The sequence below is a fragment of the Kribbella sp. NPDC051936 genome (assembly GCF_040680955.1).
Lineage (GTDB): Bacteria > Actinomycetota > Actinomycetes > Propionibacteriales > Kribbellaceae > Kribbella.
Map to the genome: position 1 here is coordinate 72,457 of NZ_JBFAXS010000016.1, position 13,725 is coordinate 86,181.

Consider the following 13,725-nt stretch of genomic DNA (forward strand, 5'->3'; position numbering starts at 1 on the left):
ATGGCTGATCGGACGCGTCAACCGAACAAGCTGCTCCGGCAAGCGCGTGGTCGCATGTCGCAGGGCAAGCTCGCGGACCTGGTCAGCGCGGAGATCTATCACGCGACCGGCAAGGAAGCTCTGATCACCGCCAAGGCGATCTCCGACTGGGAGTGCGGTTGGTACACCTGGCCGTCGGCCGATGTACGGCAGGCACTGTGTCGGATCCTCCAGAAGACCGATCCTGCTGACCTCGGCTTCTACAAGCGACGTATGACCGCGAGGCTGACGCCTGAGCCTGTCTCACTCGCCGACCTGATGACGGGTCCGCCCTCACTGCAGACCGCGACGCTGCGCCTTCCGGCCGGCCGGTCATACACCGGAGTGGACGTTGGCGCGCACTACTGCCAGGTTGAGCTGCCGGGCGATGGCTGGTTGATGGTCGATCCCAAGGACGCCTCGCTGAATCGGCCTGATCGCCGCTCTCTGGTGGTCGTCGCTGATCACGAGCAGCGGCACTATGTCGCCGACGGACGCCGGTTCGTTGACCGCGCAGGCTACCGTGCCGGACCGCAACCGATCTCGGAAGCGGCCGTTCTCGACGACCTGACGATGGGCATCATCTGGGCGACGATGAACACCGATGTGGCGCTGCTGGCGGACGATACCCAGCTGATGAGTAGCCAGGCGCGACTGGCGCACCATGAGGGACGCCGTACGTCGGACGTGCCGCTGAGCGACGTCCCGACCCTGAACGCAGTCTCGGGCCAGTGGCTGGGCTCCAGATTCTGTGCCCGGCACATCAGCCGGAACCTGGAGCGCTTGTCAGGGGAGCCGTTCTTCTGGACACGCGAGAGGCGGGGCGAGGAGGCGGCGTCCTGGCTGCTGTGGCGGCACAAGTTCGAGTACCTTCGCCGTACGTCGCGCTGGTTCCCGGGCATGCGCCGGGGGTTCTGCGTCTCGGAGGCCGACGTCGCCGAGTCTCCGACGTACGAGCGCGTTCTGTTGTTGCTTGCCGCGGCGCTGATGGAGGCGTTCGGCATCACGGTAGGGGTGAGCGCTGAGCCTGAGCACGCCGAGTTCGAAGGCTTTGTCCTGGCAGACGAGGCGATTGTCGCGAACTGGCTGGGTGGCTCTGGGCTCTGGTACGTCGACGCGAGTGCACCGCCATCGCGCCGGTCATTGTTCCGCGAGATCGCAGGGCAGGTCTCCGCCGAGTCTGTGATAGGCGAGGCAACAGCGGAGGGACGGTTGCGAGCGCTCGCTGGGTACCTGAACATTTCGTGGCAGTGGTTCCAGCGGAGGTGCGTCCAGCTTGCCACCGCCGGTGTGGACGATATCGCTCATCCGCGGAGTCGCCTGCTGTCGACGCAGGGTCTGAATACCGCGATTCGGTACGTTGCTTACATCAACGACATCTGAGGAGCTGAGCTTGCGCGCCGCTGAACTGACGATGGGCCGGACCTTCGCGGTCCACTTCGATCATGGTGACGACTTCTATCCGGCATTGGCCGAGTTCTGCGCGGAGTACGGCGTACATCAGGGCTTCATCCCGATGTTCATCGCGGGCATGCGCGATGTCCAACTCGTGGGAACGTGCGAGAAGCTCGAGAATCCTGATGCGCCGGTGTGGAGCGCCGTGCATCTGGAGAACGTGGAGGCGATCGGCGGCGGCTCGCTCGCGTACGACGAGGAGGCTGGCGCCGTCGTGCCCCACATCCATGTGTCGGTCGGCTTGAAGGCCCACTCGGCTGCGGCTCACACCAGCCACCTTCTGGGGGCGAAGATCCAGTTCCTCACCGAGATGTACTTGGTCGAGGTGAAGGCGCCAGCATTCTCGCGGCCGCGGCAACCGGACCTGTACAACGTTCCGTTGCTCGCTTTCGACTGAGTCCTGGATTCTCATTGCCGGGTTCAGGGAGTGTGTGCTCCTGCTGACGCTCGTTCTATGGGTAGCAGCCATGGGGGAGCAGGTAACAGATTCCGGGTGACCGTCGCCGACCTCCGCAGAGCGGTTGATGCTGAGGTCCAGCGGAGCTGGTCCGATCATCAGTGGACGCGATGGCTTGATGCGGCAGCAGATTTGCGTGGCCAGCAGTTCAGGAATGTGGTCTTGATCAAGTTGCAGATGCCTGACGCCGTGTGGGTCGATGGCCGGACGGGGTGGCAGCGTCAAGGGCGCCGCGTCGTGCGTGGTGCTTCCGGCATTCGGATTGTCGCGTCGGGGCAGGACGTTGATCGCCATGCTGGGCCTGTACAGGGGCACGGGGTTGCGACGGTCTGGGACTTTGCGCAGACGGAGGGCCGTATCCCTTCGTGGAGAACGGCCGCTAATATGCGAGTCCCAGATGTCTATGCCGCGCTGACGCGAGTCGCGGCCGATGCGGGGTATCGCGTCGATCGAGGGGCCCTGCCGGACGCATTGAATGGTGCGACCACGGACCGGCAAAAGCGGCGAGTGACGGTGAGCGACGAGCTCGAAGGCTCGGTCGCCGCGATGAGCCTCGCTCACGAACTCGCCCACCTGCGTATGCACAAGCTGTCGCGTGACTCAGGCTGCCATGGCCTGGTCAGGCTTGAGGCGGAGTCGGTTGCCTATTTGACCCTCGCGCGATTCGGTGCATTGCCCGTGCAGCAGATGGCGAGTGCCGCAGCGACGCTCGGCCGGCGACCAGCGACGCGGCTCGTCGAGACGCTAGGTGGTCGAGTCGTTGCCGCCGCGGGACGGTTGATCGACTCCACGGAGCGGTACTTGCCTACACCGCGGATCTCGCGCCACCCGGGATGTAGTGGGCCGATCACTTTCGATGCGGAGGACCGCGAACTCAACCGTGGCCTGTGAGTTGTTCCTCGCCGCGGTCGGACACTGCAAGTTCGTTGCCCGACACAACCAGTGATGGAGTGGCCCCCGGGTGCACTTATCCGGGTGAGCGTTGTGGCTCCGCCGCTCGGTCAATGTTGCCCGCGCCGTGTCGATCCGCGCATGGTGGATGGGTGGACGCGGCCGAGGTGGCGCTGGAGCTGTACGGGGTGGAGCCCGAGCAGTTCACCGCCGCCCGTAACGAGCTTGCTAGGGCCGCTCGCGCTGCAGGCGACGAGGCCACCGCTGCGGCAATCATGGCGATGCGGAAGCCGACGGTCACCGCGTGGCTGGCCAACCAACTTGTCCGCACCGATCCAGACGGCATCCACGCACTGACCGAACTGGGGGAGGACCTGCGCCAGAACTACCTGTCGGCCGATGCTGCACGGCGCCGCGAACTCACCCGTCTGCGCCATGAGCTCGTCAGCGATCTCGTGCGGACGGCCCGAGAACGAGCCGCCGGCGGAAGACGCGTCACGGCGCAGACCGCCGAGCGATTGATCGAGACCCTCGACGCCGCGCTGGTCGATGCCGGCGCCGCGCAACTGCTGCGGAGTGGGCAGCTGACCAGCGCGCTGCGGCACGTCGGGTTCGGCGTCGTCGACGAGAGCGGCGATCCCGCCCAGCTCGCCGCGGTCCGGCCCCGAGTCGTCGGGCAGTCACCTCCTCGAAAGGCCGATTCGACCAAGACCGCACAGCGTCGCGGGCGAGCTGCGGAGAGTCGCTCGACCCTGGACAGCACGCTTCAGGATCGTCGAAATGCGCAGCGCAAACGGGTCGACGAGGCTGAGGAGGACTACGCAGCGGCTGAGGGTGAGCGGGAGCAGGCCGAACGTGTGTTAGACGCACACCAACACCGCATCGCCGACCTCGAAGCCGACCTCGTTCGTCTCAACGACCAGCTCGAGCAAACCCGCGGGACCCTGCGCCAGGCCCGCAAACAGACAGCCCGCCTGCAATCCGCCTTCAACCAGGCCGCTCGCAACGCCGCCGCCATCAAGAAGCGGCGTGACACCGAGAACCAGCGCCTCAACAAGCTCGACGGCTGATCAACGGAAGCAATACACCTGTACGGGAACATATGTCTAATAATGTTGTGACGAGCGGAGGTATTGGCGATGTCCGGCGCGTCTTCGGTCGGCGCAGGGCTTGGTGCGCTGTACAGGTACTTCCCGACGAAAGACGACCTGGTCGTGGCAATTGCCCAGGACAACCTGTCCGTTATCGCCGAGACGATCGATGCTGTCATTCAGTCCGAACCGCTACGGCCACTCGACCAGGCGGTCGGCGCGGTCTTCGCGGCGCTGCAGCAGCAAGACCGTAACCTCTACGTCGCTCGATTGGCTCTCCAGGTCTAGGGCGAGGCGACCCGCTTCGGCCGAGCTAGCCAGCCGTGTCGAGGTCCAACTGTCCTCGATCCAGGATGCCTTCACGCGGCTGATCAACGCCTGCCGGATCGCGCAGTGGGGCGACGCAAGCGCCCCCGTCCGAGACCGTCGCCGTTACGCTGACTGCTCTGCTGCCCGTTCCGGCAGCGACTGATGGTCGACAACGTGACGGCAGGTACCCTCCAGCGCGGACTGAGGGCGTTGATTGGCTCTGCCGCGGCTTCACGCGAAAACTTCGGCAGTCTAGGGGCCTTGAACTGACACCTGCCGCTGACAGCCGGTCGTTTGACAGATTCGTCGCGGCGCCTGTCTCACTAGCGTCGACTGCAGGAATGCAGAATTCCGGAGCAGTTCAGTCGGATCACGGGAACTTCCGAAAGGCGCGCGGACCACCGGGCAGCACGCAGCCGCAGAGAGCGCGCTCCGAGCCGACGATCGAAGTGCGGAAGTGATGATGGTCTCTCGAGCCGCCGCAAACCGGCGACATCAACTTCAGCAGTCGCCTATTAGTAGGGCGTGCGTCATGAATCAGCTTCAGGCTAGGTATGCCTGCAGGCCGGTCAATTGACTGATGTACCCGCAGTGTTCCTCTGACTATTGTTGTCACGTCTTGAGTCATTCGACCTCGCATGCACCATGGGCATGTGTTGGATGGGAGAAGAGCATTGAAAAAGAACAGAATTGCGCGGATGATGCTGGCGCCAATCGTTGCTGGAGCGGTGCTTTTGATGCCGCAGTCTGCATTCGCGGAAAACACTGGCTGGGTCTACACCAGCGACGGCAATCCGGGCGGGAAGGGGGTGTTCGACTCACGAAGCGACTACATGAGAGTCTGTGATGAGCAGGCTGATGGTTACGGTGTGGTTGGAACCATCACGAATGCGTACACGGGTAAGCGACTTGCCTACTTACGCAATTCTCAGGGGTCTGGGCTCTGCAGTTTCCGAGGTTTCGATGATCAGATTCCGGAAAACATCGGCGTGATCTTCACGGTATGCCTGGTCGACGGCAGCGGCCCGCTGAGATTCTGTCGGGCCGTGACCGACATCGTTTCCTAGCGACACAATCCGTATCCGGACTCGGCGCAGTCGACTTGTATTGCGGTCGTTGCGTCGGTTTGTGAAGTCAGTCGAGGTCTTCCAATGATGCGAATTGTCGCGCGATCCATTGGAAGGCCACGGCTGGGGGCCGGATGTATAGGTTCGCGCGATGCTCTGCGCTGAGGTAATAGATCGTCCGCTGCGCACCGTATGCTCTTCTTGCTGGGACCAGGCGCATGACCAAGTCCAGCAGCCGATCAACGGATGAGCCTCGACCAGGCCAGCAGCAATTCGTGTGAGGAACAACCCGGCCTGCATCCAGGTCGCGGGTTGCTGTTAAGACGCACCACTCAACCTCGCTCTGATGAGACAGGCAGGTCGGGGTCGTCGGCGCGTGTCGCCGCTGTCAGGCGCCCATGCACGAGTTGACCTGGTCAGCGACGACCCCACTCGAGAGCGTTCGTTCAGCAAGACAGTCCAACTCAGGCGCTCCAGTTGTGGTACGCCACGATTGTGCGTTGGGTCGAGTCCCGTGGAGACTCCCGCTTCAGTCATGGAAGTGCAGAGGTTTCCCGGCGAGCGCGAGGTGCGCCTCGCCGAGGGCCTCGGTCTGGGTCGGGTGCGCGTGGACGAGCGGTGCCACGTCCGCCGGGTACGCCTCCCAGTTGTAGATCAGCTGGGCCTCGCCGATCAGCTCGCCGACCCGGGAACCGACCATGTGCAGCCCGACGACCGCGCCACCGGGGGCGCGGACGAGCTTCACGAAGCCGGCGGTCTTCAGGATCTGCGACTTGCCGTTGCCGCCGAGGTTGTAGTTCAGGATCTCGACGTCGCCGTACTGCGACCGGGCCTGCTCCTCGGTCAGCCCGACCGATGCGACCTCGGGCTCGGAGTACGTGACGCGGGGGATGCCGGCCTCGTCGATCGGTGTCGGCGCGAGGCCCGCGAGGTGCTCGGCGACGAAGATGCCCTGCTGGAAGCCGCGGTGCGCGAGCTGCAGGCCGGGCACGATGTCGCCGACCGCGTACACGCCCGGCACGCTGGTCTGCAGCGTCGAGTCGACGGTCACGAACCCACGGTCGAGAGCGACACCTACTTCTTCATACCCGAGGCCGGTGGTGTTCGGCCCGCGGCCGACCGCGACCAGGAGGACCTCGGCCTCGATGACCTCGCCGCCCGCGACGCGGACCTGCACTCCGGAATCGGTCAACGAGACCGACTCGAACGGCGTACCGGTCTTGAACGCGATCTTCCGCTTCCGGAACGCGCGCTCCAGCGCCTTCGAGCAGTCCGCGTCCTCGGCCGGGACCAGCCGGGGCAGTGCCTCGACGATCGTGACGCGCGTGCCGAAGGAGGTCCATGCCGAGGCGAACTCGACGCCGATCACGCCGCCGCCGAGGATCACCGCGGATTCCGGCACCCGGTCCAGGGTCAGTGCGTGCTCGCTCGCGATCACCCGGTGCCCGTCGAGTTCGAGGCCGGGGAGCGAGCGGGAGTAGGAGCCGGAGGCAAGGATGATGTTGCGGCCGGTGTACGTCGTGTCGCCGACCTGGACCGTGGTGGGGGAGGTGAGCCGGCCCTCGCCCTCGATCACCGTCACGCGGCGCGCCTTCAACTGACCCTGCAGACCCTTGAACAGCCGGTCGACGACGCCGTCCTTGTACTTGTTGACCCCGCCCATGTCGACGCCCTCGAGCGTCGTCCGGACACCGAACTGTTCGCCCTCGCGGGCCGAGTCCGCGATCTCGGCGGCGTGCAGCAGCGCCTTGGTGGGAATGCAGCCTCGGTGCAGACAGGTTCCGCCGACCTTGTCCTTCTCCACCATCGCCACCGACAGGCCGAGCGTCGCTGCGCGCAGTGCGGCGGCGTAGCCCCCGCTGCCGCCGCCGAGAATCACCAGGTCGTACGTCGTACCAGTCTCAGTCACAGGTTCCTCCGATCGGGTCAGGCCAGGATCAGCCACGGGTCCTCCAGTAGGTCGGTGAGGTCGGCCAGGAACCGTGCACCGGCCACTCCGTCGAGGATGCGATGGTCGGCCGACAGCTTGTAGCGCATCCGGGTCCGCGCGGCAATCGATCCGTCCTCGACAACCACTGCCTCGCGCTTCGACGTCCCGACCGCGAGAATCGCCGACTCCTGAGCGTTGATGATCGCGGTGAACTGCTCGACTCCATACATCCCGAGGTTGCTGACGGTGAAGGTCCCACCGCTGATCTCGTCAGTCGTCAGCCACCGCTCCCGGGCGCGCGACGCCTCGGCCAAGGTGGTCGCGACCAACTCGATCGCATCGGGCCAGCTCATCTCGGCCCAGCCGTCGGCGGTCCGGCGTACCGGATACCGCAGGCGATCCGGGTCCTCCTGCAGGTCGCGAAGAGCGACAGCTTTGGGGCAGATGTGTCCCTTCGACAGCGGGTCAGACTCGTCACCGCGGATGCGCGGCCATTCTCGACGGTCACGAGCACACCGCAGATCGCTTCGCAGAGATTGCAGGATGTTCGCTCGACGGTCATCAGGCCTCCGAAGGTCGTCAGTTCTTTCAGGAACGTAGGTCGGTCGCCTGCCGCGCACCATCCGTCAATCGACCGGACATCGGACTGGCGCGGGGAGGCAAGGACGATCGTGCTACGTCCGGCAAGCCTGGTCAGATGGCGGATCCCCTTGCTGCAGGCCCTGATCTAGCGTCGGTCTCGTCAACGGTCGAACCCAGGCGAACCGGGTCCTGCTGCGCACCATCCGATGAAGAGGAGGGCTATGGTCGACCTCCCGAGCAGTTCACTCGCCGATGTGGATCCTGTCTTCGAGCAGATGGCGTTGGAGACTGGGGCGCGGACGCTCGGGCTGAGCGGCACCTCTGTCCGCGAAGTTCCTGCAGTTGCTCGTCACGACGTCTGCAGACTGAACCTGGGGACGGCGTTCCGCATGCACCTGATGGCGGCGACGAAGGTGCACGGCGTGCCGTACGCCGATGTTCTGGCGTCATCCGCTTCGTCGCTCCGTACTCGGGCTATCCAGCGTCCGCGGACGCGCTCGGCGCGCTGCCGGAGATCGCCAGGAACCTCGGGGTTGGAAACCGAAGTCGCAGCTGACGCGGCGCTCGACTGAGTCGATGCCGGCCGACCGGGACAACCTGATCCGGCGCCGGCCAGCTCGGACGCGTGGATGAACGACTTCCTCGCATCCCGCCTCGGCAGATCCTGGTCGGAGGAGCGGTTGTCGGTCCGTGAACGTGCGTTCGTGGCGATGACCGCTGACGTGTGCTTGCGGACACTCGGGAGCACGTTCCAGCAGCACGTGCGGATGGCCCGGAAGGACGGCATACCGGACGAGGACATCCGTGACGCGGTTCGATTCACCGCCGAGCTCGGCATCGCCGGCGCCGTCAATGGCTTGGAAGAACTCGAGAAGGTCCTCGGATAGGAGTCACCAGATGTACGCCGTTATCTACCGCTACGAGACCAATGACGGGTCGGTCGTGTCGATCATGCAGTCGGTGAGCTCGGACTTCGCCGACCGTATTCCCGCACAGATCGGAAGCCTGCTCTACACCGCGATCGACACCGGCGACGGTACTGCGACGACCATCGTGCTGTACTCCGACAAGGACGCTGCTGAACGCGGCATGACGGTCAGTACCCAGGTACGGGACGCCCCTGAACGCCACCTATGGGATTACCGAGAAGGAACGGATCGAGGGCGAGGTCCTGGTCAGCCGGGCGACCAGCGAGATCACCGAACGCGTCGACCCGTAGCGGTCCCGTCGACGTAAGGGCTGCTGTCGATGAACAGGACGGAAGTTCACGGATGGGTGGCGGGCGGCTTCGAGCAGGTGCGCGAGGCATTCGCCGAGGTAGTGAAGGATCAGGACGGCCACGCGGGTTCGCAGTTGGCCGTGTACCTGCGAGGCACGCGGACGGTGGACTTGTGGGCCGGAGACGACGTGGGCCGTGACACCCTGACTGGCGTCTACTCCTCGACCAAGGGCGCCGCGACACTGCTGATAGCGCTGCTCGTCCAAGAGGGCACCCTCGATCTGGATGATCCCGTCGTTCGGCACTGGCCGGAGTTTGCCGGTGGCGGCAGGGACACGATCACCGTGCGGGACGTGCTCACACATCGCTCCGGGATGATCGGCGTCGAGGGCGGCTTGCCTGCCGACGAGTTGGCCGACGACGCCGTCATCGCGCGTCGCCTGGCCACGCAGCGGCCGTACTGGCGCCCCGGCTCGATGTACGGGTACGGAGGCTTCGTCAGCTTCGCCATCGTGGGCGAGGTGATCCGCCGTGTCACCGGTCGGTCGCTGCAGCAGATCTATGACGAGCGGATCCGCATCCCGTACGGGCTCGACCTCTACTTGGGGTTGCCCGAGGCAGAGGAGGGCCGGTACCGCCCGATCCAGCAGTGGATCGCTACGCCGGAGCAGGAGGCCGCGTTCTGGACGAACGTTCCAGGCCCGCATAGCATCCTCGGCGTCAGCTACGGACTCAACAGCAGGCCTCCGCTTGATCAAGTGGCCTTTGCCAACACCCGTGCGGTCCGCGCGAACGGTCAAGTGTCGGCCGGTGGGGTGGCCAGCGCCGGCGGCCTGGCTGGGCTGTACAGCGCCGCGGTCTGGGGTATGGGCGGTCAATCTCCGTTCCTGGATCCAGGAACGGTCGCCGCCTTCGCCCAGTTGCACTCCGTCGGCGGAGACCTGGTGCGTGGTAGTCAAGGCAACTATGCGCTTGGCTTTCAAGCCAAGGGACTGCGCTATCCGTTCCTGGGTGCGAACGCGTTCGGCCATGACGGGTCGGCCGGCGCGGAGTCTTTCGCGGATCCCGTCAGCGGTATCGCCTTCGGCTACGCGAGGCGCCGCTTCGGATTCGGCTGGTCCTATCCGGAGCACGATCGCCTCGCTGCCGCTGTGCACGTCGCGGCGACCACCGGGTGAGCGCGAATGCCGACGCCAGTACGGCACATGACCCGAAGAGCATGCCTCCGCTCCAGATGCCGTGGATCGCCATCGCGACAGCACCGAGACCGGCGACGGTGGCGACGAAGATCATCGCGAGCCGCACTGCCCAGTCGGGCAGCCGTTTCCCGTGCCCTGGAGGGACGTTGACCATGTGTGAGTCCTCTCCGCTCTCCAGCACCGGGTGAGACAGGCCATCAGCGGTCGACCAGGCGAGACAGGCGAGTGATCATCGCCCGGTTGACGCGGGGAATCACCGAAAGTGGGAGAACCAGGTCGCGCACCGCGCTCCGCAAGGAAGAGCGCTGCGTACCGGCATCGTTGATCCGTTGCGTGATGCCGACGGCGTCCAAGGCGATCGGACGACGGATCCGTTCATAGGCGTCGAGAGTGTCCGCCCCGGTGCGCAGGGTCCGCACCAGTTCGTTGCCGAGGGTGATCCCGTCCTGGATGCCCAGGTTCATGCCCTGGCCGATGATCGGGCTGTTGACATGTGCCGCGTCGCCCGCGAGGAACACCCGACCCAGCCGAAAGCGGGCGGCCACCCGATGGTGCACTCGGGTATGAGAGTCAGTGACCACCTGCCGCACCTCGATGTGCTTACGAGCCGGCGCGCGCTCCCGCAACAGCGCCTCGGCGGTGCCCGCGGTCAACTTCGCCGGGACCTCGTCGACGGAGATGCACACCCGATGCAGCTTTCCCGGCATGTGGCCCATGATCACGCCGCCCGCCCTGGAGAAGAACAGCTGAATCTCGTCGGCCGGCGACCCGTCACGCAACTCCAGGTCACCCAGGAGGAACCGCTGACGGAACGTTTCGCCGGCGAACTCCACCCCGATCATCTTTCGCACATCGCTGCGAGTACCGTCCGCTCCGACGACATACTTGGCGCGGACAGTCCGTTCGTCACCACCCGCGTCCGCCACCGTCACCACGACTTCATGGTTCGACTGCCTGAGAGCGGTGACACGCAGCGGACGATGGACGACGCCACCCAGTTCGCCGAGTCGAGTGAGGAGAATCTCCTCGGTAGCGTGCTGAGGCTGCAGCACGGCGAACGGGAACTCCGTGTCGAGCCGGCGCAGGTGCAGAGTGGCGATGTTTCGATCCCGATCGCCGGAGAAGATGCGGATTCGCTGGGCGTGATTGCTCGCCTCCACCATCCGCTCGGCGACCTTGAGTTGCTGCAGCATCTCGAGCGTCCGCGGGAGCGTGCCCACCGCACGTGAGTAGTTCCCTCCCTCCGCCACGGCGTCGACCACACAACAGTCGACTCCTGCGTCACACAGAACCGCAGCCAGCGCCAGACCAGTCGGTCCCGCGCCGACGATCAGTACATCGGTGGTCTCCGGTAGTTCATTCATGAGTTGTCCCTTCCATCAGGCCGATACGCCCCGATCTCTCGGCCGGTACACCAGCGGTCGAGCATTTGGGCCACCTCAGCGGAGCTGAGGCTGCTCGAGTAGGCAGCCAGATAGCCGTCGGGTCGCACTGCGATCGTCGTGCCGTGGCGGGCGCCGAGCTTGCGCGCATACTCGCCGCGAACGTCGACGAGTACGACGTCGCCGATGAACTCCCGATCCACGACGCCCTCGTCAATGACCAGGTACCGGCGGACCGCATCACCGTAGAGCGCAGCTATGTCAGCAAATAGCTTTGCGATCCGGGCGCGGTCCCGGCCGAGTCGATCAGCCGTGGCATGGACGATGAGGGCGTATCCCGGCTCCCGCAGAAGGTCGTGAAGTCGCACCTCGGAACGCCCCGCTGTCCAGAGATGGACGTCCGGAACTCTGTCGCCAACCTCGATGACCGTTCGGTGCGCCCGCGCGACAAGGCTCGCCGGGAAGTCCCGAGACTGCCGGTACGACAACGCGATGCCGGAGACCGCGCCCGCTAGCCGCTGCTGGACCGCCTTCCTGGGAATCAGCAGGCGCATCGCGAGATCGCGAACCAGTTTGTGGACCGGATTGCTGAGGGTGAACAGCCGGAACATCCGATCTGTCTCGTGCCGCACCCGGCCGTGCACCGAGTGTCGCTCCTCGTCGTAGGTGTCGAGCAACCCGGCCGGCGCCTCTCTGCGCAGCACCATCGCGAGTTTCCAGCTCAGATTGGCCGCGTCCTGCAGCCCCATGTTCATTCCCTGCCCTGCCGCAGGGCTGTGCGCGTGGGTGGCGTCGCCTGCGAGAAACGTCCTGCCCACGCGAATCGTGCGCACCTGCCGGCTGGGAGCGACGTACCGCGTCAACCAGGTCGGATCGCTCAACCTCATGTCCAGGGGCGAGATCGCATCGACGGTCTCCTGGAGTTCGGTCAAGCTCAGCGCGTCGTCACGCGTTCGGTCCTGCCGGGCGAAGTCGACGGCGAAGATCCGGACAGAGTCGCCCAGGAAAGGCAGGATGGAGACGAAGCCACGGGCGGACGTGAAGTTCGTGATCCGTGAGCGCACGAATTCGGTGTCGACCCGGACATCGCCGATCAGCACCGTGCTGTCCAACTGCACGCCCTCGAACGGCAGCTGGACGAGTTCACGCACGGTGCTGTGTGCGCCATCGCATCCGAGCAGATAGCGGGCGCTGACCTGCGTGTCACCGGTCGCGGTACGGACGGTCGCAGTGACTTTGTCGTCATCCTGTACCAGGCCGATCACCTCGGTCCCCGTCTCGATCCGGACACCGAGCGACTCGAGACGTCGCGTCAGGATCGCCTCGGTCTCCCTCTGCGGCAGCACCAGCATGTAAGGAAACCTTGTGTCCAGGCCCCTGAGATTGATCGGTGTGGGCTTCCCTGAACGACGCAGACCGACATCAATGCCTGGCGCGGGGTACCCCCGATCCCCGAATTCACCTGCGAGCCCGGCCAGGTCCATGATCTCCAGCGTGCGTGCATGGATGACGAGGGCCTTCGACAACGAGGACCGGCTGTCGTTCCGCTCCAGCAGGCGGACGTCAACACCACGACGGGCGAGTTCTCCGGCAGCCATCAGTCCGACCGGGCCGGCGCCGACCACGAGAACTTCTGTTGAGGTCATCGTCGAAGTCCTCAGGCCCGCCTGCTGGTCGCGGGTCCGTACTTGTCTGTGAGGTATTGCTTCCAGGTGATGTGTCCGGTCCGCTCATGCACGATGGCGTGCGCGCCGTCAACGGCTGCGTCCAGGCCGGTTCCGTCGGTGAGATCCGCGAGTACCGGTTCGACACCGGGCCGGCGACGGACGCGGCGACTCATCGCGGCGACGGTGTGCCCGTTGGTCAGCAGATCCGACACGACGGCCCGGCCGAGCATCCCGGTCGCACCGGTTACCAGAACTCGCATCAGCGCGTATCCTTTCCCGACTCCTGCGGTACGTGATCGACGCTAGCCGCGATCACGGCGCGACGGATCCGTCATTCGACTGGACGATCAGGCGACGATGAGCCATGGATTCTCCAGCAGGGCGGTGAGGTCTGCGAGGAATCGGGCGCCGATGGCTCCGTCCAGTAGCCGGTGGTCGGCCGAGAGGGTGTACCGCAG

16 protein-coding genes are annotated in these 13,725 nt (G+C 65.3%); 10 read left to right on the plus strand and 6 right to left on the minus strand.

The features are described from left to right. The 6 genes from AB0L64_RS39895 (at position 1) to AB0L64_RS39920 (ending at position 5,288) form a co-directional block, all read left to right on the plus strand. A complete protein-coding gene (locus AB0L64_RS39895; RefSeq protein ID WP_363718167.1) occupies positions 1-1,401 on the plus strand; it encodes a hypothetical protein in 1,401 nt (466 codons plus the stop codon). A gap of 10 nt (positions 1,402-1,411) precedes the next feature. Next, entirely contained in the window at positions 1,412-1,870 is a 459-nt protein-coding gene (locus tag AB0L64_RS39900) for a DUF296 domain-containing protein (RefSeq protein WP_363718168.1), read from the plus strand. Positions 1,871-1,966: 96 nt separating this feature from the next. Beyond that, entirely contained in the window at positions 1,967-2,821 is an 855-nt protein-coding gene (locus AB0L64_RS39905) for a hypothetical protein (protein WP_363718170.1), read from the plus strand. 152 nt (positions 2,822-2,973) lie between these two features. Further along, positions 2,974-3,891, plus strand: a complete 918-nt coding sequence (locus tag AB0L64_RS39910) for a hypothetical protein (RefSeq protein ID WP_363718171.1) — start codon at positions 2,974-2,976, stop codon at positions 3,889-3,891. Between the two features lie 69 nt (positions 3,892-3,960). Further along, complete coding sequence (locus tag AB0L64_RS39915; RefSeq protein ID WP_363718172.1) at positions 3,961-4,200, plus strand: TetR/AcrR family transcriptional regulator; 240 nt, start codon at positions 3,961-3,963, stop codon at positions 4,198-4,200. Between the two features lie 719 nt (positions 4,201-4,919). Beyond that, positions 4,920-5,288, plus strand: coding sequence for a hypothetical protein (locus tag AB0L64_RS39920; protein ID WP_363718173.1), 369 nt, complete (start codon positions 4,920-4,922; stop codon positions 5,286-5,288). Positions 5,289-5,817: 529 nt separating this feature from the next. Here the strand turns inward: AB0L64_RS39920 and lpdA are convergent. Both lpdA and AB0L64_RS39930 read right to left on the minus strand, forming a co-directional pair. Continuing rightward, on the minus strand, positions 5,818-7,197 hold the full coding sequence (lpdA, locus tag AB0L64_RS39925) for a dihydrolipoyl dehydrogenase (protein ID WP_363718174.1): 1,380 nt from the start codon (positions 7,195-7,197) through the stop codon (positions 5,818-5,820). A 17-nt stretch (positions 7,198-7,214) separates the two neighbouring features. Continuing rightward, on the minus strand, positions 7,215-7,571 hold the full coding sequence (locus AB0L64_RS39930; RefSeq protein ID WP_363718175.1) for a 2-oxo acid dehydrogenase subunit E2: 357 nt from the start codon (positions 7,569-7,571) through the stop codon (positions 7,215-7,217). A 450-nt stretch (positions 7,572-8,021) separates the two neighbouring features. Between AB0L64_RS39930 and AB0L64_RS39935 the strand changes: the two genes are divergently transcribed. Genes AB0L64_RS39935 through AB0L64_RS39950 form a run of 4 tightly spaced genes read left to right on the plus strand, consistent with a single transcriptional unit; the run spans position 8,022 to position 10,197 of the window. Further along, positions 8,022-8,372 carry a hypothetical protein gene (locus AB0L64_RS39935; protein WP_363718176.1) on the plus strand — a complete coding sequence of 117 codons (351 nt, stop codon included), beginning with the start codon at positions 8,022-8,024 and terminating at the stop codon, positions 8,370-8,372. Positions 8,373-8,429: 57 nt separating this feature from the next. Further along, a complete protein-coding gene (locus tag AB0L64_RS39940) occupies positions 8,430-8,687 on the plus strand; it encodes a carboxymuconolactone decarboxylase family protein (RefSeq protein ID WP_363718177.1) in 258 nt (85 codons plus the stop codon). Positions 8,688-8,697: 10 nt separating this feature from the next. Beyond that, entirely contained in the window at positions 8,698-9,036 is a 339-nt protein-coding gene (locus AB0L64_RS39945) for a hypothetical protein (RefSeq protein WP_363718178.1), read from the plus strand. 12 nt (positions 9,037-9,048) lie between these two features. Next, positions 9,049-10,197, plus strand: a complete 1,149-nt coding sequence (locus tag AB0L64_RS39950) for a serine hydrolase domain-containing protein (RefSeq protein ID WP_363718179.1) — start codon at positions 9,049-9,051, stop codon at positions 10,195-10,197. A 218-nt stretch (positions 10,198-10,415) separates the two neighbouring features. Here the strand turns inward: AB0L64_RS39950 and AB0L64_RS39955 are convergent, their stop codons facing one another. The 4 genes from AB0L64_RS39955 to AB0L64_RS39970 all read right to left on the minus strand — a co-directional run bounded on the left by AB0L64_RS39955 (position 10,416) and on the right by AB0L64_RS39970 (position 13,725). After that, positions 10,416-11,582, minus strand: a complete 1,167-nt coding sequence (locus AB0L64_RS39955) for an FAD-dependent monooxygenase (protein ID WP_363718180.1) — start codon at positions 11,580-11,582, stop codon at positions 10,416-10,418. Then, entirely contained in the window at positions 11,579-13,246 is a 1,668-nt protein-coding gene (locus AB0L64_RS39960; protein ID WP_363718181.1) for an FAD-dependent oxidoreductase, read from the minus strand. The genes AB0L64_RS39955 and AB0L64_RS39960 overlap by 4 nt, the downstream gene beginning before the upstream one ends. A gap of 11 nt (positions 13,247-13,257) precedes the next feature. Beyond that, on the minus strand, positions 13,258-13,527 hold the full coding sequence (locus AB0L64_RS39965) for an NAD-dependent epimerase/dehydratase family protein (protein ID WP_363718182.1): 270 nt from the start codon (positions 13,525-13,527) through the stop codon (positions 13,258-13,260). Between the two features lie 87 nt (positions 13,528-13,614). Then, positions 13,615-13,725: a 2-oxo acid dehydrogenase subunit E2 gene (locus tag AB0L64_RS39970; RefSeq protein ID WP_363718186.1), complete on the minus strand. Its 111-nt coding sequence runs from the start codon at positions 13,723-13,725 to the stop codon at positions 13,615-13,617.

Coding starts and splice junctions, on each gene's coding strand:
- AB0L64_RS39895 (WP_363718167.1), top strand. CDS start 1: ATGGCTGATCGGACGCGTCAACCGAACAAGCTGCTCCGGCAAGCGCGT.
- AB0L64_RS39915 (WP_363718172.1), top strand. CDS start 3,961: ATGTCCGGCGCGTCTTCGGTCGGCGCAGGGCTTGGTGCGCTGTACAGG.
- AB0L64_RS39920 (WP_363718173.1), top strand. CDS start 4,920: ATGATGCTGGCGCCAATCGTTGCTGGAGCGGTGCTTTTGATGCCGCAG.
- AB0L64_RS39930 (WP_363718175.1), bottom strand. CDS start 7,571: ATGAGCTGGCCCGATGCGATCGAGTTGGTCGCGACCACCTTGGCCGAG.
- AB0L64_RS39935 (WP_363718176.1), top strand. CDS start 8,022: ATGGTCGACCTCCCGAGCAGTTCACTCGCCGATGTGGATCCTGTCTTC.
- AB0L64_RS39940 (WP_363718177.1), top strand. CDS start 8,430: ATGAACGACTTCCTCGCATCCCGCCTCGGCAGATCCTGGTCGGAGGAG.
- AB0L64_RS39945 (WP_363718178.1), top strand. CDS start 8,698: ATGTACGCCGTTATCTACCGCTACGAGACCAATGACGGGTCGGTCGTG.
- AB0L64_RS39950 (WP_363718179.1), top strand. CDS start 9,049: ATGAACAGGACGGAAGTTCACGGATGGGTGGCGGGCGGCTTCGAGCAG.
- AB0L64_RS39955 (WP_363718180.1), bottom strand. CDS start 11,582: ATGAATGAACTACCGGAGACCACCGATGTACTGATCGTCGGCGCGGGA.
- AB0L64_RS39960 (WP_363718181.1), bottom strand. CDS start 13,246: ATGACCTCAACAGAAGTTCTCGTGGTCGGCGCCGGCCCGGTCGGACTG.
- AB0L64_RS39965 (WP_363718182.1), bottom strand. CDS start 13,527: ATGCGAGTTCTGGTAACCGGTGCGACCGGGATGCTCGGCCGGGCCGTC.